The organism is Antarctobacter albus, from assembly GCF_900101505.1.
GTDB classification, from domain to species: domain Bacteria; phylum Pseudomonadota; class Alphaproteobacteria; order Rhodobacterales; family Rhodobacteraceae; genus Antarctobacter; species Antarctobacter albus.
Map to the genome: position 1 here is coordinate 81978 of NZ_FMZI01000008.1, position 20084 is coordinate 102061.

Consider the following 20084-nt stretch of genomic DNA (forward strand, 5'->3'; position numbering starts at 1 on the left):
ACCGCTCATGCGCCGTAGGGCACCCAGACGGTCTTGACCTCGGTCGCCTGCTCGAGGAAATCGCGTGCGTCCCCGGCGTTCAGCCAGTCGCGAGCGCGCCCGTCGTTGACCCAGGTCCGTTTCAGGTTGCCCGCCGAGGCGCTCTCGATCACCTCCGACAGATCGCTGGAGGAGAAAGACCAAACCGCCTCGACGTCCAAATGCGACGCCAGCACCGGGGCCAGCTCGGCATGTGATCCGGTCAGGATGTTCACCACGCCCCCGGGCACGTCCGAGGTTTCCAGAACCTGAGTGAACTCCAATGCCGCCAGCGGGAAGGGGTCGGAGGCGACCAGCACCACCCGGTTCCCCATCGCGATGGCCGGCGCCATGACCGAGACCAGCCCCAGGAGCGGGGCCTCGTCCGCACAGAGCGCGCCGATGACCCCGCAGGGTTCGTTCATCGCAAGGGCCACGCCACGCATGGGGACACTGCGGACGCCGCCGTCGAACTTGTCCGCCCAGGCGGCAGCGGTGAACAGCCGGTTCACGCTGGCCTCGACCTCTGCCGCGCCGCCGTCGCTGCCGGTCAGCCGGTCGATCAGGGCCGCGAACTCCCCCGCCCGGGCCGAGAGGTTCTCACCGATGTAATACAAGACCTGTGCACGGTTATGGGCCGTGGCCTTGGCCCAGCCGCCCGCGCCGCGCGCGGCCTCGACGGCGTTGCGGATGTCCTTGCGGTTGGCGATCGGCGCCTGGCCGATCAGCTTGCCCGCCGCGTCGTAGATGCTGCGGGCATAGCCGCCGTCGGGACGCGCCTGCTTGCCACCGACATAGAGCTTCGCGGTGCGGTCGACCGGCTGTGGTTCGGCGCTGTCGCCGGCATAGGCCTCGACCGGGGACAAGGTCCCGGGTTCGCCCCGGGCGCGGGTATAGGCGCGCAGCCCCTCCCAGCCGCCTTCTCGGCCAAAGCCGCTTTCACGGACACCGCCGAAGCCGGCGGCGGCGTCGAACATGTTGGTTCCGTTGACCCAGACGACCCCCGCCGCCAGTTGCGGCGCCACGTCTAGCGCGGTGTTGATGTTCTCGGACCAGACGCTGGCAGCAAGGCCATAGCGCGTGTTATTGGCCAGCGCGACCGCCTCGGCAGGCGTGCGGAATGTCGAAGAGACCAGCACCGGGCCAAAGATCTCTTCCTGCATCAACGGCGAGGCGGGCGACAGCCCCGAGACCAGCGTGGGCGGGTAGTAACACCCCTCGGGCAGGGGGCAGTTGGCGCGATAAACCGTGCCCTCGGCGCCCGACACCATGCCTTCGATCCGGCGCAGCTGTTCGGGGTCGACGATGGCGCCCACGTCGATGCATTTGTCCAGCGGGTTGCCGATGCGCAGCTTGTCCATCCGGGCGCGCAGCCGGTCGTGGAAGGCGTCCGCCACGCCCTCTTGCACCAAGAGGCGCGACCCGGCGCAGCAGACCTGTCCCTGGTTGAACCAGATCGCATCCACCAGCCCCTCGATCGCGCTGTCCAGGTCGGCATCCTCGAAGACGACGTAGGGCGATTTCCCCCCCAACTCCAGCGTCAGGCCGATGCCGCGCCCCGCCGTCGCCTGGCGGATCTTGCGCCCCACTTCGGTAGAGCCGGTAAAGGCGATCTTGTCCACGTCCGCGTCGCAAATCATCTCACCCACGCGGCCGTCGCCGGTGACGATGTTGACCACGCCCTTGGGCAGGCCGGCCTGCTGGCAGATATCGGCGAACAAAAGCGCGGTCAGCGAGGTCCATTCGGCGGGTTTCAGCACCACCGTGTTGCCGGTGGCCAACGCCGGGGCGATTTTCCACGACAGCATCAGCAGCGGAAAGTTCCACGGCACGATCTGGCCGCAAACCCCCAGCGCCTGCCGGTCGGGCAACTCGCTGTCCATCAGCTGTGCCATGCCCGCGTGATAGTAGAAATGCCGCTGGGCCAGCGGAATGTCGATGTCGCGGCTTTCGCGGATGGGCTTGCCGTTGTCCAGCGTTTCCAGCACGGCGAACAGCCGCGCGTGTTTCTGCAAGAGCCGCGCCAGCGCGTAAAGATAGCGCGCGCGGCCCGGCCCCCCCAGCGCCTCCCATTCGGGTTGTGCCGCGCGGGCGGCGGCGACGGCGGCGTCCACGTCATCCTGTGTCGCCTGGGTCAGCGTCGCCAGCACCTCTCCGGTGGCCGGGTTGCGGCTGTCGAACCCCTCGCCCGCCTCGGTGAAGGCCCCATTGATGAAATGGCCGAACCGCGATCCCTGGTCGACGATCCAGGCCAGCGCATCCCCGGCGCTTTCGGGGGCGGGGCCGTAGTCCATGCTTTCGAAGATCTCTTTGATGTTCATTTCAGCCTCTCGCAGGCGGTTTGCGCCAGGTTCGGTGCCGTCGCGTCGTAACGCAGGTGCTGAAGGGTGACGCGATCCCCGAAGGCGGGCGGTTGCCCGGCGTTCAGAACCGCATCTCCGTAGACGACCAGCGCCGCATCCTCGGCAAGGAAAACCCGGCGTTTCAACGTAGCCTGCGCCATGCGTGCCGTGGTCTTCAACCCGCCCTGCTCGATGGTGATCATCCGCTGGCTGACGGTGATCGCGGCTATCGGGGCCGTGTCCGACGCCGCGCCCCAGGGCGCGCAGGCATAGCTTTGGCCCAGAGCGGGTGTCGCAAGGCCCAGCGCGGCAAGGGCGATAGGGGCGGGCTTCATTGCGTGGCCCCCATTGCCAAGTAGATGACATAGACCAGCCAGAGCAGCGCCAGCCCCCAGACCCAGTGCTGTACGCGCAGGCTGCGCCTTTGCAGGGCGGCGAAGTCTTCAAGCCCCTCTGGCGGGCTGTCGGGTAAGTCGAATTCCGGTTCCGGCCCCAGCTGGCGGAATAGCCGTGTCGGCAGGTCGCGCGCGGCGCGCTTCAGGCGCCGGCGCCGCCAGTTGCTGACCCCCATCACGAGGAAGACGGCGACCATCATCAGCGACCATTGCGGTGTCATCTGCATGGGCTCACCCCGCTGCGTGCCGCCACGAGGCCGAATAGGCCCCGGTGACATGGTGTTCCAGCTGCCGTTCGATGTCGCCCAGGAGCGACGAGGCGCCAAAGCGGAAGAGGTCGGGGCGCAGCCAGCGGTCGCCCAGTTCCTCCTTGACCAATGCCAGATAGGTCACCGCATCCTTGGCCTTGGAAATCCCGCCCGCGGGCTTGTAGCCGACACGATAGCCCGTGGCCTCGTGATAGGCGCGGATCGCCCGCATCATCACGAGGCTGACGGGCAGGGTGGCGTTGACGCTTTCCTTGCCGGTCGAGGTCTTGATGAAATCGGCCCCCGCCATCATGCAGACGAGGCTGGCGCGGGCGACATTCTGCAGCGTGCCCAGTTCGCCGGTCGCAAGGATCGCCTTGACATGCGCCTCGCCACAGGCGGCGCGGAAGGTGCGCATCTCGTCATAGAGCCCCTGCCAGTCGCCGGTCAGGACCTTGCGGCGCGAGATGACGATGTCGATCTCCTGCGCCCCGGCCTGCACGCTTTCCTCGATCTCGGCCACGCGCAGGCGAAAGGGCGACAGGCCGGCCGGAAAGCCGGTCGACACGGCGGCCACGGGGATGCCGGAGCCCTGCAGGGCCGCCAGCGCCGGGGCGATCATGTCGTGGTAGACACAGACCGCGCCCACGGTCAGCCCCTCCAACCCCAAAGCCTCCAGCAAATCGGCGCGCACCGGATGGCGGGCCTTGGCACAAAGCCGGGCGACACGGCCCGGCGTGTCATCCCCAGCCAAAGTTGTCAGGTCGATGCAGGAGATCGCGCGGGCCAGCCAGGCGGCCTGATACTCCTTCTTGACCGAGCGGCGGCCCGGCAGGGTGGCCGCGCGCCGTTCGATGGCCGAACGGTTGGCGCGGGCGGCGCGGACCCAGTCCATGTCCAGCAACATGCCGGGGTTTCGCGCATCCTGAAGCTGCGGCAGTTGCGCGGTCTTGTCGCCTTTGGCGGTGACGGGTGTCATGCGCCCTCCAAACTGGTTCGCGGTCAGCCTGCCCCCGGTAGCAGGGGTTTTCAAGCGGAACGCTGAGGCAGCTCCGCTGCGGCCAGCGCCTCCTGCAATCCCGGGTCCGGCACGGTGTCGCCGCGCACCTGCGTGCGTTTCAGCGATTTCCAGCCGTTGGTGATGTTCCGGCAGTGGTAGAACCAGGCGTTGTCAAGCTGGAAGCGCCGTGCAAAGGGCAGCCGTTCCAGTTCATGCGCGCGCCATTGATAGCCACGCAGGGGGCCGCCGGGCACCACGCACCATTTCGACGGGCACGTCTTGACCGGCTCGTCGCGGTGGCTGTGCCGGGCGTGCCAGGACCAACCCTCTGCCTCCGGCGCGGGATGCACCCAGCGCCCCGGAAAGTGGACAAACCCCGCGCGGCTTTGCACGGCGGCATCGAAGACCGTCCGGCCCGGCGTCATCACCAGTTCGTCCACGTCGCAATTCAGGACTGCGCGCGCGCCTTGCAGGAACCGGAATTGCAGCGCATTCAGGATGCCGGTCTGCAGGAACAGTTCCGCGTTGATGAAAGGGGGCAGCCCGCGCGGCCCGTATCGCAGGGACGTCGACAGGACGATGATCCGGGCAAAGCCCGCCCGTTCCAGCGCCGGACGGATCTGGTCGACGCCCCAGGTTTCCGATCCATTGTCCACGAAAAGCACAGCGTCTGCGCCGTGATGCGCGATGTGGAACCGCGCCCAGTCCTCTATCCAGTCCGGGTGGTTGTCCCTGGACAGGGTCATCAGCACGTTGCGCCCGTCCAGCGTGCTGTCGGGGCCATTGACGGGGGTTTCGCCGCGCCAGTCGCCGATCTCGACTGCGACACGCTCCGGCTGGGCGCTGGCGGGCAGGCGGATCAGGGTATGGCGGTAATAGCGTTTGAAGCGCGGGCGCACCTCTGTGTCGTCCAGGGTGAACCGGGCCCGCGCCACCGTGCGGTCCAGGTTGTTGAGCCGCGGGCAGATCAGGACAACCGCGCCATCGTGCCAGACCGCGTCCAGCCACAGCGTCGTCGCGTCGAAGCGTTCAAGGTAGTCCTCGGCCCGTTTCGCGGCCCGCACGCGCGGGTGACGGGACAGGCCGCTGCCGTCGAGGCTGAGGGTGGCGAAATCGCTCATCGGGTCTTCCAGTGCTGCGCCTCTTTGCGCTAGCGCAGCGGCGGCATGGGGTAAAGCGGTCTTCGCGCGGCGGCCATGACGTGACGTTGATCGTGACAGCGTCAGGTGCATCATGTGAGGTGACGCCAAGGACCCCGGGAGGACATGATGACAGATTATCCGCACCTGCTGCGCCCGCTCGATCTTGGTTACACCACGCTGAAGAACCGCGTGCTGATGGGGTCGATGCACACCAACCTCGAAGAGCGGGGCGACTGGAACCGGGTCGCGGAATTCTATGCCACGCGGGCGCGCGGCGGGGTCGGCCTGATGGTGACGGGGGGGATGGCGCCCAACCGCGAGGGTGGGGTCTTTCCGGGCGCGGCGGGCCTGTTCACTCCCGAGGACATCGCCAACCACCGCATGATCACCGACCGTGTGCACGCGGCGGGCGGCAAGATTGCCATGCAGATCCTGCACGCGGGGCGCTATGCCTATGGCCCCGATTGCGTCGCGCCTTCGCCGGTGAAATCGCCGATCTCTCCCTTCCCGCCACATGAGCTGGACGAGGCGGGCATCGAGAAACAAATCGCGGATATCGCGACCTCTGCTGCCCGCGCCCGCGAGGCAGGCTATGACGGGGTCGAGATCATGGGGTCCGAGGGGTATTTCCTCAACCAGTTCCTTGTCACCCATACCAACAAGCGCACCGATGGCTGGGGCGGCAGCTATGAGAACCGGATGCGCCTGCCCATCGAGGTGGTGCGCCGGGTGCGGGCGGCGGTGGGCGAGGATTTCATTCTCATCTTCCGTCTTTCGATGATCGACCTGATCCCCAATGGCTCGACCCATGACGAGGTCGTGCAACTGGCGCAGGCGGTCGAGGCAGCGGGCGCCAATATCATTAACACCGGCATCGGCTGGCACGAGGCGCGGGTGCCCACCATCGCCACCAGCGTGCCGCGCCGGGCCTTTGCCTGGGTGACGCAGAAACTCATGGGCAAGGTCGGGGTGCCGCTGATCACCTCGAACCGGATCAACACGCCCGAGGTGGCGGAACAAGTGCTGGCCGAGGGCTGCGCCGACATGGTCAGCCTCGCGCGGCCCTTCCTCGCCGATCCTGATTTCGTGGCCAAGGCGGCACGGGGGCAATCCCACCTCATCGCCCCCTGTATCGCCTGCAACCAGGCCTGCCTTGACCATACCTTCGCCGGCAAGGTCTCGACCTGCCTCGTGAACCCGAAGGCGGCGTTTGAAACGGAGCTGGTGGTTGAACCGGCCGAGGCACCGCGTCATGTCGCGGTCGTGGGGGCTGGTCCTGCCGGCCTGTCTGCTGCGATCACGGCGGCGGAGCGCGGGCACAAGGTGGTTCTGTTCGACAAGGCGGGGACCCTGGGCGGACAGCTGAACATGGCCCGCAAGATCCCCGGCAAGGAGGAGTTCGACGGCCTGGTCGACTGGTTCTCTGCCATGACCTCGGCCACGGGCGTCGAAGCGCGCCTTGGCACAGAGGCAACAGTCGACACCCTGGCAGGTTTTGACGTCGTGATCGTGGCCACCGGCGTCCTGCCGCGCGATCCGCAGATCCCGGGGCAGGACCATCCGTCGGTCAGGGGTTATGTCGACGTGTTGCGCGATGGTGCAGAGGTCGGCAAGCGGGTGGCGATCATCGGCGCGGGCGGGATCGGTTTCGACATGGCTGAATTCCTCGTGACCGGGGACAGCCCGACAGAAAGCCTGCCCGACTGGATGCGCGAATGGGGCGTGACGGACCCGGCCGAGGCGCGGTCGGGCCTGGCGCCCGAAGGGCCGCAGCCCGATGCCGCCGAACGCGCGGTCGTGCTGTTGCAGCGCAAGGCGGAACGCCCGGGCAAGCGTCTTGGCAAGACAACCGGCTGGATTCACCGGGCCGCGCTGAAGATGAAGGGCGTCGAGATGCGCAGCGGGGTGAACTATGAGCGCATCGACGACGCGGGCCTGCATGTCAGCTATGGCGAGGCGCGCGAACGGCCCGAGGTGATCGCCTGCGATACCATCGTTCTCTGTGCCGGGCAGGTCAGCGAACGGACGCTGGCCGATGCGCTGGAGGCGAAGGGCATCGAGACCCATGTGATCGGTGGCGCAGACGTGGCCGCCGAACTGGATGCCAAGCGCGCCATCGACCAGGGCACGCGGCTGGCTGCCGCACTCTGACGGCAGGGGTCTTCTTGGAACATGCGCCGGTTGCAGGCGTTCCTCCTGTAACCGAAACGCAAGCAAGGAGGTTTGTCATGGCCGATATCGGCAACGCAAAGATCCTCATCGTCACCACGCACGGCTTTGAACAGTCAGAGCTCGAAGTTCCCCGCGACCAGCTGCGTGCCAAGGGCGCGACGGTCCATGTCGCCACGCTCGACGGCGAGGCCGCGACAGGATGGCAAGGCAGCGACTGGGGGCGCCCGACGGGCGCCGACCTGCGCATCGCCGATGCCGACGCCACGCAATACGATGCGCTGGTGATCCCCGGCGGGCAGATCAACCCGGATCTGCTGCGCGTCGAGGCGCCTGTGAAGGCGCTGGTGCGGGCCTTTGCCAAGCAGGGCAAGGTGATCGCCGCGATCTGTCACGCGCCTTGGGTGCTGATCGAGGCCGATATCGTGGCGGGCCGCGAAATGACGGCCTACCCCTCGATCCGGACCGACCTGAGGAACGCGGGTGCGCGTGTCATGGATGAACCGGTGATCGCCGACAGCGGCATCGTCACCAGCCGCAATCCGGGGGACCTCGACGCTTTTGTCTCCAAGATCGTGGAAGAGGTCGAAGAGGGCCATCATAGCCGCAAGGCCGCTTGATGCGGATCTTTTGACCGGACCCTGAAAAAAGGGCGCGTCGCAGTCGCGGCGCGCCTTTCGTCCGTCCGGGGATTGGTTACTCCACCGTGATGGTGATCTGTTCCGAGACGACCGGCGGGTCGTGCGGGATATGGTTCATGTCCCCCAGCACCAGCTGCAGCGTATGCGTGCCCGGGTCCAGCCCCAGCATGACCTCGGTCTGGCCACCGCCGAAGTGGCGGTGGTTGTCGTCGCCGGGGATGCCGTAGTTGGCAAATTCGCCATCCTCGGCCCCTTCGCCAAAGGGGGCGCGGTCGATCAGGATGTGATGGTGGCCGGTGTTGTCCTTGTCGATCCCGGCGGGGGCCACGCCCATGCCGGAGAGGCCGAACCGGACCGTGACGGGGCTTTGCACCGTGTCGCCGTCGGCGATGTTGATGAAATAGACCTTGGCGCCCTCGGGCGCGGGCACTCCATCGGCCATGAGGGCCAAGGGTGCCACCGCCAGGGCGGCGGCGCAGAGCATTGAACGAAACATGGGGTGGATCCTCCCTGAAAATCAGTTCTGTCGAAGTTGCCTTCAGGGGCTCAGGCTACACTTTTGCGCGATTCCGGTCAGGCTTTTTGTGTTTCCCCGTCGCAGACAGCGCAATGCAATACCCCTCAATTGTCCCCTCCTTGCCCAAGTTGCGCCCCAGTTCAAAAGCATTGCTTGCAGAACGAAAGACCTTGGAATGGAGACCTGAATGGACCGTCTGACCGAAATGGAGGCCTTTGCCACTGTCGTGGACCAGGGCGGTTTCACCGATGCGGCCAAGAAGATGGGCATCTCCAAGTCTGCCGTGTCGAAACATGTGTCCAGCCTGGAGGCGCGGCTTGGCGCGCGCCTTTTGAACCGCACGACGCGCCGGGTCTCGCCCACCGAGATCGGCCTGGCCTACTACGACCGCGCGCGCCGGGTGTTGAACGATGCCGGAGAAGCGGATGCGCTGGTCACCTCCATGCAATCCGCGCCCTCTGGGTTGCTGCGCATTTCCGTGGCGACGGATTTCGGGGTCAATCACCTTAGTCCAGTGCTGGGCGAATTCCTGGCCGAGTTTCCCGACATCACCGTCAACATGGTCCTGAACAACCGCTACGTCGAGCTGATCTCGGAAGGCTTCGACATGGCGGTCCGGATCGGCGAGCTGGAGGATTCGACGCTGCGTGCGCGCAAGTTGACCGACACCACAAAGCGCATGATCGCCTCGCCGTCCTATTTCCAGAAGTTCGGCCGCCCGCAGCGGATCGACGATCTGAACGAACACAAGCTGTTGCACTATTCCAACCAGTCCTCCGGCAATGTCTGGAAGCTGACCGCGCCCTCGGGCGAAAAGCGCCAGGTGCGCACGGCCGGCTGGCTGACGGTCAACGATGGCCAGTCTCTGCTGAACGCCTGCATCGCGGGCCTGGGCATCGCCTACCTGCCCTCCTACCTCTATCACGAAGCGATGGAGGCCGGTCTGGTCGAGGACGCGATCCCTGATCTGCCGGTGGAAACGCAGGGCATCTACGCGGTTTATCCTCCGGGTCGGTTTACCCAGCCCAAGGTCCGCGCCTTCATCGACTTCCTGGTACATGCCTTTGCCGAAAAGGGACCGCAGGCCTGGTAGGCCCGCGCGTCACTCCGTCGAGATCAGGACCGCCTCGACCCGGCGGTTTGCCTCGCGTCCCTCGGGCGTGAGGTTCGACGCGACCGGTGCCAGGTATCCAACCCCCTCCGCGCCGATCTGCGCCGCCCGCGTGCCGTGCCGGTCGCGCAGGTAGCTCATCGCCGCCTCGGCCCTGCGCAACGACACCCGCCTGTTCGCCTCCAGCGACCCCGTCGCATCCGTGTGCCCGACGAACAGGATCTGCCGAGACGGGTTCGCCGCCAGGTAGGCGGCGATGGCATCCAGCGAGGCGATGCGCCCCTCTCCCAGCGCGGTGGACCCCGAGCGGAACAGCAAGTCCCGCAGGATCACGTGGCCGCTGCCCTCCAGCGACTGAATGATGTCCTCGCGCGGCCGCGCGGGCACGAATGGCACCGGGTCCACCGGTGCGCTGGGCCGGATTTCTCCGACGCTGCCGCCGGCGCGGATGATCTGGATGTACCCGGCGCGCGCATCGCGGCTGGTCAGGATCGAGACCGCGCCTTCCTTGTCCGAAATCGCGGAAATGAAATGATAGTCGCTCAGGTCCACGAACATTTCCGGCGCCGGCAGAACCAGCGTGGCAAAACGGAAGTCGAAGCCGCCACAGGCCCGCGCCCGGCAGTCCAGCAGGATTTCAAAGCCTTCCTCGACCAGACTGTCACGCAGCGGCTGTGCCAGTTGAAAGGGCGTCTCGTCACTGTCGGGCAGGTGCCAGGCGGCCACCTCGATCCGGCCTTCGACCCGTTCGACCGGCAGATAGCCGTTCTTCCACGGACCGGTCGGCATTGAATAGGCCCCGGGCGACTGGACGGTGCCGAAACTCTGTTGCGCACCGCGCGGCAAGGTCAGTTCGACCGCCGCCGCACTGCCCGCCACCAGCACCAGGCCCAGTGCCAGCGCCTTAGCGCGCCTGCGCGTGGTACTCGTCATTCGGACGCATGTCGGTGGCGCTGGCAACCCGGTTGGTCATGTTGAAGAACCCCGCCACATTGGCGATGTCCCAGATGTCGCGTTCCGAGAAACCGGCATCGCGCAGGGCCTCGCGATCCCATTCGGCGATCTCGGCGCTGGCCTTGGTCATCTTCTCGGCAAACCCCAGCATGGCGCGCTGGCGGTGGTTCAGGTCCGCCACCCGCCAGTTCATCACCAGCATCTCGCCCAGCTTGGGGTCGCCCGACAGCTCTCGCACGGCGGCGCCATGCGCGGTCAGGCAGTAAAAGCACTTGTTCACCGAGGAGACGACAACCGCGATCATCTCGCGTTCCAGCTTGGTCAGCCCGCTGTCCGCCAGCATCAGGTCATTGTACATGGCGGTAAAGACGTTGAGCTTGTCGATGTCGAAGGCATAGGCCTTGAGGACATTGGGCACGAGGCCCAGCTTGTCCTGGCAGACATCGAAATATTTCTGCGTGGCCTCCGGCAGGGGGTCGACCATGGGCAGGTTGAGCGCGGTGGGCAGGGCGTTGGTCACATTTCCTCGCAGTCGCCGTTCAGGATGCGGTAATGGTAGTGCCCCACGACCTCCATCTTCAAGGCTGCATAAAGCGCATTGGCGCCGGTGTTTTCCTCGGTTGCGGCCACGGCGATGCGGGTCGCCCCGTTCCGTGCCGCCCAAAGCGCGGCACAGCGCATCATCCAGCCGCCCAGCCCCTTCTGCCGGTGCTCGGGCGCGATTTCCAGGGCGTGGACCATCGCGGTGCGGTCATGGATCGCGCAAAACCCGGCGCCCGCGGGCTTGTCCGACACGCGGCCGAACAGCCCGGTCTTGGGCAGGGGCGCGCGGTCCATCACCCGCTGGCGTTCGGCGCCGATGCCGCCCGCCTCCCAGATCTCGCGCATGATGGCCAGCGGTTCCCAGATCGCAAAGGCGGTGACGCGCGGCAACCTGAGGTCGGTCAAAAGCTCGATCGGCGCCGACCACAGCTGCACCGGGTCGATCCTTTCATAGCCTCGCCCGGCCAGGGCCGCGTCCAGCGCCGCATCTTCGGGGCGGACCATGAACAGCGGGGCCTGTCCCATGAGGCGCATGGCGTCCTCTGCCGCCGAGAGGTCGTCGCCATCCCATGATCCATGCGCGGTCGCGGCGGATACGCGTTTGCCGCCGCCGCGCCCTTCGCGCAACAGCCACGGCCCGGCCTCGACCCGCGATGCCGCGGGCCAGGTGGCATCAAGTGCCTCGAAGTAATCGGAAAGGTCGTCGGTCATTGCGGCGGCCCGAAATTGAGGTTTGTCCCGTTATGGCCGCTGCCGGTTGGGCTGTCCATGCGGCGTGCGCGCCTTTCGTGCGGCGCCTAGTGGGCGACCGCCTCGGGGAACAGCGCGTTCAGCTCGGACATGGCGGCGTCGATCCGCCCGCCATCGGGGCCCCGGATCACCACGTTGGCGCCGTAGACGCCGTTGCGCTGGTAGGGGTAGGACCCGATGGAGAGGTCCGTGAACCGTTCCGCCAGGGCGCTCAGTGGCCCGGCGATGTCGCCTTCGCCACGTTCGATCCGCAGGGTCTGGGACAACAGGGGTTGTCCGCCGGTGATCTTGGGCAGCACGCTGGACACCATCGCCTGGAACACCGCCGGCACGCCCGCCATGACATGCACGTTGCCCAGCGTGAACCCCGGCGCCGCCGAAACCGGGTTTTCGATCAGGGTGGCGCCGTCGGGAATGCGGGCCATGCGCAACCGCGCTTCGTTCAGCTCCGATCCTTGCCGGTCGTAATGTTCCTGCAGGATCGCACGCGCATCGTCGCGGACGCTGATCGCCACGCCGAATGTCTCGGCCACGCAGGGTGCGGTGATGTCGTCGTGGGTCGGGCCGATCCCGCCCGAGGTCACGACATGGTCATACCCCTGCCGCAGCGCGTTCAGCGCCGCCACGATCGCGTCGCGGTCGTCAGACACGATGCGGACCTCTTTCAGGTCGATGCCGTGCTTGGCGAATTCCTGAGCCAGGTGATGCATGTTGGCATCGCGGGTGCGCCCCGACAGGATCTCGTCCCCGATGACCAGCATGGCGGCGGTGGGATTGGGCATGGGCAAGCTCCTTGGCGCGGTGTTTTCCAGAGGGTATAGGCGGCAGCCATGCGCTTTCAAACCCCCCTGGTCCCCGCGACCCTGATCCGCCGCTACAAACGCTTTCTCGCCGACTGCCTGCTGGAGGACGGGCGAGAGGTAACGGCCCATGTCGCCAACCCCGGCAGCATGCTGGGACTGAAGGACGAGGGCCAGCGCATCTGGCTGGAACCCAATGACGATCCGAAGAAGAAACTGAAATGGGCCTGGCGGCTGGTCGAACACGCCGGAGGCCATTTCACAGGCGTCGATACCGGCGCGCCCAACCGTGTGCTGAAGACCGCCCTGATGGCGGGCGAGGTCGAAGGCCTGGACGCATACGAGCTGGTCCGGCCAGAGGTAAAATACGGCGAGAACAGCCGTATCGACTTTCTGCTGAGCGGCGCGGGCCGCCCCGATTGCTATGTCGAGGTGAAATCCGTGACGCTCTCGCGCACGCCCGGCCTTGCCGAGTTTCCCGACAGCGTCACGGCGCGCGGTACGAAACACCTTGGTGAACTGGCGGCGATGGTGGGGCAGGGGCACCGCGCGGTGATGCTTTATCTCGTCCAGCGCACGGATTGCACCCGGGTCACCTTGGCGGCGGATATCGACCCGGACTATGCGGCGGCCTTTGCCGGCGCGCGGGAGGCGGGTATCGAGGTGTTGGCGCTGGGCTGCCAAATCTCGCCAGAGGGGGTCACGCTCGGCGCGCCAATGCCCTTTTCGACCCCGGCCGTTTCTTTGGGCTGAAAAATACCTTCGGGGGTATGGGGGCAGAGCCCCCACCCGAAAAAGAAGAACGGGGGCGCAGGCCCCGTCCAATATTCAGATCCGGATCGCCCGCAACGGGCGCCGATCCTCAGACCTTGAGGTTCGGGATGATCTGTTTCTTGCGGCTCATGATGCCGGGCAGGACAACGCTGTCACCCGCGACGCTGGCGCCAAAGCTCTTTTCGGCCACGCCTTTCACGCGGTCGTTGGGGACCAGCAGGGTGGCCTCTTCCTTGAGGATGTCCACGACGAAGAGCAGGACGTCATCGACGCCGTCCTCGGCGCAGACGGTCTTCATGGTCTCCATCAGGCTGGCCTTGCGGTCCAGCGGGATCTCGGGCGCGGTGGTTTCCAGCACCGAGACGCGGAATTTCACGCCGTCGACCTCGTATTCCTTGCTGTCCATGCGGATCAGCTCGGCATCGGAAAAGGCCGAGACGTCGGACTTGGCGGCGAACATCTGTGCCGCATAATCCGAGACATCGATGCCCAGGTCGGCGGCCAGCTTCTCGGCCACGGCGCGGTCATGGTCGGTGGTGGTGGGCGAGCGGAATTCCATCGTGTCCGAGAGGATGCAGGTCAGCGCCGCGCCCTTGATCTCTTTGGGCATCTTGGCGGCATCGTCGCCCATCAGGTCGACCATGATGGTGGCGGTGCAGGCCAGCGGGCGCACGGTGATGTCGATCGGCCCCTTGGTTTCCAGGCCGCCGACCAGCTTGTGGTGGTCGATGATGGCGCGAATGTCGGCCGAGTTGATCGAGGCAGGCAGTTCCGCGGGGTTGTTGGTGTCCACGATGACGACCGGCGCGTCGGCGGCGACGTCCGAGATGATCTCGGGCTTTTCGAGGTTCCAGTGGCTCAGCATGAAGGCGGCCTCGGTGTTGGGCTCGCCCAAGAGGACCGGCTTGGCGGCCTCGCCTTTGACTTCGTTGAGATACCAGGCCCAGATAATCGGGCTGCCGGTGCTATCGGTGTCGGGGGATTTGTGGCCGAAAACCTGCGTCGTCATAGGGTGTCCTCACACGGGAAATGCATCGCGCGCGCTATAACGCCACCCTGTTGCAATGTCACCCCGCAGCAATGGGGGTGCGACCTTGGTGCCGCGCGCACGAAGAACTTTCGAAGAAAGCTCTTCAGTTTCTGCAAAAAGCCTGCTGGTAGCGAGCTGCCTGCCGACCGAAGTCCTGCGCCGCTGCCTGAGTGGGGAACTCAAGCGTCAGCGCTGCAGGTGTGGCAATTGTCCCAAGGTAAAGGCGGTCTGTCTCTGTCCCGTCTCCGGCGAAGCCAAGCGCCACCGACAGGCTGGCGGGCCGGTTGATCTGCAAAACCGACTGTGCAAAGCGTTGAAAGCTCGGCGCCTCCGCATGGGGCTGACCAAGGTCGAGGCTGCCATCCGCATGTGTTTCCAGCTTGGCACCGAGGTTGAACGTCAGCGCCCCGCCGCGATCCAGAATAGCGCGTACGGTGTTTTCCAAGGCGGCATCATCTGAGAGATCCACGCCTTGCCAAACGATCTGTGGGCCGTCTTTGGTGACAATGCTAAGTTCAGGTTTCGGCTTCTCTCTAATCGACTGGGGTACCAGTGCGGCCACCCGCATGGCCTGCGCTACGATGGTATCATCGACCGTGCCAATGCGGGCGACATAACGGACCCGGCCCTCTGACTCGGGAACCAATCGCGCGCCGAGGAGGTCATAGGCTGCGAGGTCGTGTCGCAGGTGCATCCGGGTCTTTCCGTCCGTGTCCTCCCGCGTAACATCAATGGTCAGGTAACAGTCCTCAAGGAAGATGTCGGCCTGCGCCATCTCTTCCAACGCGCGGATCTTGCGGATGATCTGCGCATCCGCCGAGTTCGAATTGACCCAGTAGATGCCGCCCGCGACCGCAAGCCCCAGCGGCAGGATGAAGAGAATTGTTCTGAAGCTCACAGCGTCGAGTCCCCAACGATCTTATTCGGAATGGCCCGATGCTGCCGCTCAGCGCGGCATCGGGTTTTGCGCCTTGGTGTACGGGCGCCAGTCTTTGATATCGGGATAATACTGTGCGCGCCAGGCCCGCACCCTTGGGTTCATGATCCGGCGCCAGAGCGGCGGGATCATCGCGGCGATGGCCATGACCGGGTAGCCGTAGGGCAGTTGCGGCGCCTCGTGTTCGGGGTAGGTCTGCAGCAGGGGAAAGCGCCGGTCGGGCTTGTAGTGATGGTCGGAATGGCGCTGCAGGTTGATCATCAGCCAGTTCGTCGCCCGGTGTTCCGCGTTCCAGGAGTGGCGCGGCAGGACATGTTCGTATCTGCCCTCGCCCAGGTGTTTGCGGGTCAGGCCGTAGTGTTCGACGTAATTGACGACTTCCAGCTGCCAGATGGCCACGCCCGCCTGCACCAGGAAGAGGACCAGCCCGGTCCAGCCGCCCACACCCAGCGCCAGCGCCAGCATCGCGCCCTGAAGTGCCCAGTAGCGCCAGAAGGGGTTGGAGCGGTGATGCCAGGGCAATTTCCTGCGCGCCAGCATGGCTGTCTCGGCCCGGAAGGAGGACAGCAGGCTTTGCCGCAGGACGCGCGGATAGAAGCGGTGGAACCCCTCGTTGTAGCGCGCCGTCACCGGGTCGCGCGGCGTGCCGACGTAGCGGTGGTGCACCAGCAGGTGTTCCGAACGGAAATGCGAATAAAGCACCATCGCCAGCAGGATATCCCCCAGCCAGCGTTCCAGGCGGTTGCGCTGATGCAGCAGTTCATGTGCATAGACGATGCCCACCGTGCCCGTCATCACGCCGGTGCCGAACATCACGCCGAATTTCTCCAGCCCGTTCAGGTGAGTGGCCCTGCTGACATAGGCCACGAGGCCGAAAAGCGTCAGCGCCTGCAGCGGCACCCAGACCTGGGTCAGCAGCCGATACCAGAACAGCTGGTCCTCGGTGGTGTCCAGGTCGGCGTTTTCCGTGTTCAGGCCCACGGCGATGTCGATTGCGGAAAAGAGATACCACGCACAAAGCGGCGTCAGCGCGATCCACCAGCCGCCCAGTACGGCGCCGGTCCAGACCAGCGGGATCAGGATGAAGGACAGGCAAAAGGGCAGCGCTGCGGAGAATTTCGCGACCTGGGCGGCGGGGATCATGTCACTGCTCCGGTTTCTCTCACCGATTATGCCCGATTTGCCATGCGCGGGCGATCACTGTCCTTGCGCAAGGTCAAAGGCCTTGCGCATCACCGTTGGCAGATCGGCAGGGCTAAAATCGGGCAATTCGATGAATTCTCCGCGAAGCGGTCGGCGATCCAGCGGCACCAGGGCGGTCTTTACCGTCAGGCGCAGGTGGAAATGGGTGAAGGTGTGGCGCGCCTCGGCGTTCAGGGTCTTCCATTCGGCGCGGATCGGCGGATTGTCCTGCGGGGCCTCTTCGCCCCAGTCCGAGCCGGGCCAGCCCAGCATCCCGCCCAGCAAGCCCTTGTCCGGGCGGCGTTCCAGCAGCCAGGCGCCGTCGATCCGGCGCGCCAGGTAGGCGATGCCCAGGCGGGTGGGCTTGCGTTTCTTGGGCGTCTTCTTGGGCAGTTCGGCGGCGGTCCCCTCCGCCCAGGCGGCGCAGGACTTGCGCCAGGGGCACAGCCCGCAGGCCGGTCGTTTGGGGGTGCAGATCGTGGCGCCAAGGTCCATGACCCCCTGAGCGTAGCATCCCGGGCGTTCCCGCGGGGTCAGCCGGGCGGCGTGATCGGTCAGGATTGGTTTGGCGGCGGGCAGGGGCGTGTGCTCGTCGAAGAGCCGGGCCATGACACGTTCCACGTTGCCGTCGACCACGGTCTGCGGATCGTCAAAGGCAATCGCCGCGATGGCGGCGGCGGTATAGGGGCCGACACCGGGCAGGGTCAGCAGCGTGGCATGATCGTCGGGAAAGGTGCCGTCGTGCACATTCGTCACCACCCTGGCGCATTTCAGCAGGTTGCGTGCCCGGGCGTAATAGCCCAGCCCGGCCCAGGCGGCCATGACATCCGCATCCTGCGCCGCCGCCAGCGCCTGCACCGTCGGCCATCGCGTGGTGAAGGCGTGGAAATAATCCCGTACGGCGGCCACGGTCGTCTGTTGCAGCATGATCTCGGACAGCCAGACCCGGTAGGGGTCGGGACGCTCGCCGCGCAGGCGGGCGGCGGGGCCGACGCGCCAGGGCAGGGCGCGCGCGTGGCGGTCGTACCAGTCAAGCAGCGCCTGTGGGTCGGGTCGGGGCATGGGCTCATCACGCAAGGGTGAAACTCCGTGTGGGAAGGGGGCTGGCGCCGCCCTGCCGTGCCACTAGAATAGCGCGCGGTAAAGGGAGTCAAACGTGGCCGGACGCAAGACCACCACATACGGGTTTTCAAGCGCCTCCAAGCTTTTGCAGGGGCGCATCCGCAAGGCGGCGGAAGGGCGGGGATTCGCCCAGACCCGCGTGCTGACCCATTGGGAGGAGATTGCCGGCGCCGACCTGGCCGGAATCGCCCGCCCGGTGGAAGTCAGCTATGCCAAGGGCGGCTTCGGCGGCACGCTGACCCTGCTGACCACCGGAGCACGCGCCCCGATGGTCGAGATGCGCAAGGAGGAAATCCGCGCGCGGATCAACGCGGTCTATGGATACAACGCCATTTCGCGGGTGCGGGTGACGCAGACCGCGGCTATCGGCTTTGCCGAGGGGCAGGTCGATTTCCAGTACCGCAAGAAAGAGAGCGCGGGCGCGACGCCCTCACCCGAGGTGCAGGCCCGGGCCCGCGCGGAGGCCGAACAGGTGGGCGACGCGGATTTGCGCGCGGCGCTTGAACGTCTGGCGGCAAACGTCATATCGAGGACGGGCCGGGACTGACCTGGCCCCAGGACCGACAGGAAAGAGGCTTACGACATGAAATCCATTCTTCCCGCGGGCGCCGTGGCGCTGGCAATGATCGCCGGTGGTGCGTGGTACATGACCCAGGGGACCGGACAGACCGGGGCTGCCGACGTGCGCCTGCCCGGTGCCGCCCAGGCGCAGTCGCCGGACGTGGACACCTCGACCGTCGTCGAGATGGTCAAGGGCGATGCGGATGCGCCGATCGAGGTGATCGAATACGCCTCCTACACCTGCCCGCATTGTGCGTCGGCCCATGCCAACCTGATCCCCAAGCTGGAAGAGAACTATATCGACACCGGGAAGGTGAAATTCATCTACCGCGAAGTCTACTTCGACAAGGTCGGCGTCTGGGCTTCGCTGATCGCCCGCTGCGGCGGTGAAGAAAAGTTCTTTGGCATCACCGACCTGATCTACAAGGGCCAGCAGGACTGGGCGCGCAAGGGCTCGGAGGCCGCGGTGGTCGACGAGCTGCGCAAGATCGGGCGCCTGGCCGGCATGGAAGGCGACCAGATCGAGGCCTGTCTGAACGATACCGCCCAGATCTCGACCCTGGTGGCCTGGTACCAGAAGAACGCCTCTGAGCATGGCATCAACTCGACGCCCAGCTTCGTGATCGACGGCAAGAAGTACACGAACATGAGCTACGACGAGTTCGCCGAGATCCTGGACGACAAGCTGGGCGAATGACATCGGCACCACGCGGCCCCCTCGAAGGCGTAAGGGTCATCGAACTGGCACGCATCCTGGCCGGCCCCTGGGCCGGCCAGACGCTGGCCGATCTGGGCGCAGAGGTCATCAAGATCGAGGCGCCTCAGGGTGACGACACGCGCAACTGGGGTCCGCCCTTCATCGAGCGTGACGGCGATACCTCGGCGGCCTATTTCCATTCCTGCAACCGGGGCAAGCGGTCCGAGGTGGTCGACCTGACCAGCGCCGAGGGCCAGGCACGCATGCGCGACCTGGTCGCCGGCGCCGATATCCTGATCGAGAATTTCAAGGTCGGCGGGCTGGCGAAATACGGGATGGATTATGCCTCGTTGAGCGCCGTCAACCCGCGCCTGATCTACTGCTCGATCACCGGGTTCGGGCAGGACGGGCCTTACGCGCATCGCGCGGGCTATGACTACATCATCCAGGGCATGTCCGGCTTCATGTCGATCACCGGCGATCCGGACGGCCAGCCACAGCGCGCGGGCGTGGCGATCACCGACCTGTTCACCGGGCTCTACTCGGTGTCCGGCATCCTTGCCGCCCTGCATCAGCGTGAACGCACCGGCAAGGGCCAGCACGTCGACATGGCGCTGCTGGATTGTGCGGTTGCGGCGATGGCGAACCAGGCGCTGAACTATCTCAGCACGGGTACGCCGCCGGGCCGCACGGGCAACTATCACCCCAACCTGACGCCCTACCAGGTCTTTGACTGCGCTGATGGTCATATCATCATCGCCACCGGCAACGACGCACAGTACCGGCGGCTTTGCCGCCTGCTGGGACTGGAGGAGATGGCCGAGGCGCCGGAATTTGCCAGCAATGCCGACCGGGTCGCCAACCGCGAGGCGATGATCGACCGCCTGATGGCCGCCACGCGCCAGCGCACGCGGGACGACCTGCTGGCCGCCTGCGAGGCGCAGGGCGTGCCTGCCGGGCCGATCAACGACATGGCAGAGGTCTTTGCCGATCCGCAGGTCGTGGCACGGGGATTGCAGATCGCGCCCGAGGGCGTACCGGGCGTGCGCGCGCCCTTCCGGTTCTCGGACGCGGAGCTGGTCCTGGACCATCCGGCGCCAAAGCTGGGGGATGCGGGCAGCTAACCCGCACCGCCGCGACGGTTGAGCGCG

At 66.1% G+C, this 20084-nt stretch carries 21 protein-coding genes; 7 read left to right on the forward strand and 14 right to left on the reverse strand.

The genetic code is table 11. From position 1 onward, the window contains the following. Nucleotides 1-5: 5 nt before the first annotated feature. Genes BLQ71_RS14960 through BLQ71_RS14980 form a run of 5 tightly spaced genes read right to left on the reverse strand, consistent with a single transcriptional unit; the run spans nucleotide 6 to nucleotide 5124 of the window. Nucleotides 6-2339: an aldehyde dehydrogenase family protein gene (locus BLQ71_RS14960; protein ID WP_074622299.1), complete on the reverse strand. Its 2334-nt coding sequence runs from the start codon at nucleotides 2337-2339 to the stop codon at nucleotides 6-8. Continuing rightward, nucleotides 2336-2695 (reverse strand): hypothetical protein, encoded by a 360-nt coding sequence (locus BLQ71_RS14965; RefSeq protein ID WP_074622300.1) that lies wholly within the window; start codon nucleotides 2693-2695, stop codon nucleotides 2336-2338. The genes BLQ71_RS14960 and BLQ71_RS14965 overlap by 4 nt, the downstream gene beginning before the upstream one ends. Further along, a complete protein-coding gene (locus BLQ71_RS14970; protein WP_069207943.1) occupies nucleotides 2692-2982 on the reverse strand; it encodes a hypothetical protein in 291 nt (96 codons plus the stop codon). The genes BLQ71_RS14965 and BLQ71_RS14970 overlap by 4 nt, the downstream gene beginning before the upstream one ends. 4 nt (nucleotides 2983-2986) lie before the next feature. Then, entirely contained in the window at nucleotides 2987-3982 is a 996-nt protein-coding gene (deoC, locus tag BLQ71_RS14975; RefSeq protein ID WP_074622301.1) for a deoxyribose-phosphate aldolase, read from the reverse strand. Nucleotides 3983-4032: 50 nt separating this feature from the next. Then, nucleotides 4033-5124: a hypothetical protein gene (locus BLQ71_RS14980; protein WP_074622302.1), complete on the reverse strand. Its 1092-nt coding sequence runs from the start codon at nucleotides 5122-5124 to the stop codon at nucleotides 4033-4035. A 147-nt stretch (nucleotides 5125-5271) separates the two neighbouring features. Between BLQ71_RS14980 and BLQ71_RS14985 the strand changes: the two genes are divergently transcribed. Beyond that, nucleotides 5272-7296 carry an NADPH-dependent 2,4-dienoyl-CoA reductase gene (locus tag BLQ71_RS14985; protein WP_074622426.1) on the forward strand — a complete coding sequence of 675 codons (2025 nt, stop codon included), beginning with the start codon at nucleotides 5272-5274 and terminating at the stop codon, nucleotides 7294-7296. A 77-nt stretch (nucleotides 7297-7373) separates the two neighbouring features. Then, a complete protein-coding gene (locus BLQ71_RS14990; protein WP_074622303.1) occupies nucleotides 7374-7934 on the forward strand; it encodes a type 1 glutamine amidotransferase domain-containing protein in 561 nt (186 codons plus the stop codon). 76 nt (nucleotides 7935-8010) lie between these two features. Here BLQ71_RS14990 and BLQ71_RS14995 read toward each other — a convergent pair whose 3' ends face one another. Next, nucleotides 8011-8451, reverse strand: coding sequence for a DUF4399 domain-containing protein (locus BLQ71_RS14995; RefSeq protein ID WP_074622304.1), 441 nt, complete (start codon nucleotides 8449-8451; stop codon nucleotides 8011-8013). Nucleotides 8452-8659: 208 nt separating this feature from the next. Here BLQ71_RS14995 and BLQ71_RS15000 point away from each other — a divergent pair, with 208 nt between their 5' ends. After that, entirely contained in the window at nucleotides 8660-9565 is a 906-nt protein-coding gene (locus BLQ71_RS15000; RefSeq protein ID WP_043142413.1) for a LysR family transcriptional regulator, read from the forward strand. Between the two features lie 9 nt (nucleotides 9566-9574). Here BLQ71_RS15000 and BLQ71_RS15005 read toward each other — a convergent pair whose 3' ends face one another. From BLQ71_RS15005 to BLQ71_RS15020, 4 genes are all read right to left on the reverse strand, one after another. Continuing rightward, the gene (locus tag BLQ71_RS15005) at nucleotides 9575-10516 is read right to left on the reverse strand and encodes an OmpA family protein (RefSeq protein WP_074622305.1); all 942 of its coding nucleotides are present in this window, start codon (nucleotides 10514-10516) and stop codon (nucleotides 9575-9577) included. After that, nucleotides 10488-11057: a peroxidase-related enzyme gene (locus BLQ71_RS15010; RefSeq protein ID WP_043142409.1), complete on the reverse strand. Its 570-nt coding sequence runs from the start codon at nucleotides 11055-11057 to the stop codon at nucleotides 10488-10490. The genes BLQ71_RS15005 and BLQ71_RS15010 overlap by 29 nt, the downstream gene beginning before the upstream one ends. After that, nucleotides 11054-11791: a GNAT family N-acetyltransferase gene (locus BLQ71_RS15015; protein ID WP_074622306.1), complete on the reverse strand. Its 738-nt coding sequence runs from the start codon at nucleotides 11789-11791 to the stop codon at nucleotides 11054-11056. Before BLQ71_RS15015 ends, BLQ71_RS15010 begins: the two co-directional genes overlap by 4 nt. 86 nt (nucleotides 11792-11877) lie before the next feature. Further along, nucleotides 11878-12612: a competence/damage-inducible protein A gene (locus BLQ71_RS15020; protein ID WP_074622307.1), complete on the reverse strand. Its 735-nt coding sequence runs from the start codon at nucleotides 12610-12612 to the stop codon at nucleotides 11878-11880. Nucleotides 12613-12660: 48 nt separating this feature from the next. On the opposite strand from BLQ71_RS15020, the gene sfsA reads away from it, so the two are divergent. Then, a complete protein-coding gene (sfsA, locus tag BLQ71_RS15025) occupies nucleotides 12661-13383 on the forward strand; it encodes a DNA/RNA nuclease SfsA (RefSeq protein ID WP_074622308.1) in 723 nt (240 codons plus the stop codon). A 109-nt stretch (nucleotides 13384-13492) separates the two neighbouring features. On the opposite strand, the gene BLQ71_RS15030 is transcribed toward sfsA, so the two are convergent. From BLQ71_RS15030 to mutY, 4 genes are all read right to left on the reverse strand, one after another. Next, complete coding sequence (locus BLQ71_RS15030; RefSeq protein ID WP_074622309.1) at nucleotides 13493-14413, reverse strand: manganese-dependent inorganic pyrophosphatase; 921 nt, start codon at nucleotides 14411-14413, stop codon at nucleotides 13493-13495. Nucleotides 14414-14537: 124 nt separating this feature from the next. Then, the gene (locus BLQ71_RS15035) at nucleotides 14538-15332 is read right to left on the reverse strand and encodes a hypothetical protein (RefSeq protein WP_074622310.1); all 795 of its coding nucleotides are present in this window, start codon (nucleotides 15330-15332) and stop codon (nucleotides 14538-14540) included. 48 nt (nucleotides 15333-15380) lie between these two features. Continuing rightward, complete coding sequence (locus BLQ71_RS15040) at nucleotides 15381-16514, reverse strand: alkane 1-monooxygenase (protein ID WP_074622311.1); 1134 nt, start codon at nucleotides 16512-16514, stop codon at nucleotides 15381-15383. Nucleotides 16515-16568: 54 nt separating this feature from the next. Continuing rightward, nucleotides 16569-17615 (reverse strand): A/G-specific adenine glycosylase, encoded by a 1047-nt coding sequence (mutY, locus tag BLQ71_RS15045; RefSeq protein WP_074622312.1) that lies wholly within the window; start codon nucleotides 17613-17615, stop codon nucleotides 16569-16571. A gap of 94 nt (nucleotides 17616-17709) precedes the next feature. Between mutY and BLQ71_RS15050 the strand changes: the two genes are divergently transcribed. Genes BLQ71_RS15050 through BLQ71_RS15060 form a run of 3 tightly spaced genes read left to right on the forward strand, consistent with a single transcriptional unit; the run spans nucleotide 17710 to nucleotide 20057 of the window. Next, a complete protein-coding gene (locus BLQ71_RS15050) occupies nucleotides 17710-18222 on the forward strand; it encodes a DUF721 domain-containing protein (RefSeq protein WP_074622313.1) in 513 nt (170 codons plus the stop codon). A gap of 36 nt (nucleotides 18223-18258) precedes the next feature. Next, nucleotides 18259-18933, forward strand: a complete 675-nt coding sequence (locus BLQ71_RS15055; RefSeq protein ID WP_043142386.1) for a DsbA family protein — start codon at nucleotides 18259-18261, stop codon at nucleotides 18931-18933. Then, nucleotides 18930-20057 carry a CaiB/BaiF CoA transferase family protein gene (locus tag BLQ71_RS15060; RefSeq protein ID WP_074622314.1) on the forward strand — a complete coding sequence of 376 codons (1128 nt, stop codon included), beginning with the start codon at nucleotides 18930-18932 and terminating at the stop codon, nucleotides 20055-20057. Before BLQ71_RS15055 ends, BLQ71_RS15060 begins: the two co-directional genes overlap by 4 nt. Nucleotides 20058-20084: the final 27 nt, after the last annotated feature.

What these genes read in the sequence shown, in the direction of transcription:
- BLQ71_RS14960 (WP_074622299.1), bottom strand. Translation starts at nt 2,339, where the DNA reads ATGAACATCAAAGAGATCTTCGAAAGCATGGACTACGGCCCCGCCCCC.
- BLQ71_RS14965 (WP_074622300.1), bottom strand. Translation starts at nt 2,695, where the DNA reads ATGAAGCCCGCCCCTATCGCCCTTGCCGCGCTGGGCCTTGCGACACCC.
- BLQ71_RS14970 (WP_069207943.1), bottom strand. Translation starts at nt 2,982, where the DNA reads ATGCAGATGACACCGCAATGGTCGCTGATGATGGTCGCCGTCTTCCTC.
- deoC (WP_074622301.1), bottom strand. Translation starts at nt 3,982, where the DNA reads ATGACACCCGTCACCGCCAAAGGCGACAAGACCGCGCAACTGCCGCAG.
- BLQ71_RS14980 (WP_074622302.1), bottom strand. Translation starts at nt 5,124, where the DNA reads ATGAGCGATTTCGCCACCCTCAGCCTCGACGGCAGCGGCCTGTCCCGT.
- BLQ71_RS14985 (WP_074622426.1), top strand. Translation starts at nt 5,272, where the DNA reads ATGACAGATTATCCGCACCTGCTGCGCCCGCTCGATCTTGGTTACACC.
- BLQ71_RS14990 (WP_074622303.1), top strand. Translation starts at nt 7,374, where the DNA reads ATGGCCGATATCGGCAACGCAAAGATCCTCATCGTCACCACGCACGGC.
- BLQ71_RS14995 (WP_074622304.1), bottom strand. Translation starts at nt 8,451, where the DNA reads ATGTTTCGTTCAATGCTCTGCGCCGCCGCCCTGGCGGTGGCACCCTTG.
- BLQ71_RS15000 (WP_043142413.1), top strand. Translation starts at nt 8,660, where the DNA reads ATGGACCGTCTGACCGAAATGGAGGCCTTTGCCACTGTCGTGGACCAG.
- BLQ71_RS15005 (WP_074622305.1), bottom strand. Translation starts at nt 10,516, where the DNA reads ATGACGAGTACCACGCGCAGGCGCGCTAAGGCGCTGGCACTGGGCCTG.
- BLQ71_RS15015 (WP_074622306.1), bottom strand. Translation starts at nt 11,791, where the DNA reads ATGACCGACGACCTTTCCGATTACTTCGAGGCACTTGATGCCACCTGG.
- BLQ71_RS15020 (WP_074622307.1), bottom strand. Translation starts at nt 12,612, where the DNA reads ATGCCCAATCCCACCGCCGCCATGCTGGTCATCGGGGACGAGATCCTG.
- sfsA (WP_074622308.1), top strand. Translation starts at nt 12,661, where the DNA reads ATGCGCTTTCAAACCCCCCTGGTCCCCGCGACCCTGATCCGCCGCTAC.
- BLQ71_RS15030 (WP_074622309.1), bottom strand. Translation starts at nt 14,413, where the DNA reads ATGACGACGCAGGTTTTCGGCCACAAATCCCCCGACACCGATAGCACC.
- BLQ71_RS15040 (WP_074622311.1), bottom strand. Translation starts at nt 16,514, where the DNA reads ATGATCCCCGCCGCCCAGGTCGCGAAATTCTCCGCAGCGCTGCCCTTT.
- mutY (WP_074622312.1), bottom strand. Translation starts at nt 17,615, where the DNA reads ATGCCCCGACCCGACCCACAGGCGCTGCTTGACTGGTACGACCGCCAC.
- BLQ71_RS15055 (WP_043142386.1), top strand. Translation starts at nt 18,259, where the DNA reads ATGAAATCCATTCTTCCCGCGGGCGCCGTGGCGCTGGCAATGATCGCC.
- BLQ71_RS15060 (WP_074622314.1), top strand. Translation starts at nt 18,930, where the DNA reads ATGACATCGGCACCACGCGGCCCCCTCGAAGGCGTAAGGGTCATCGAA.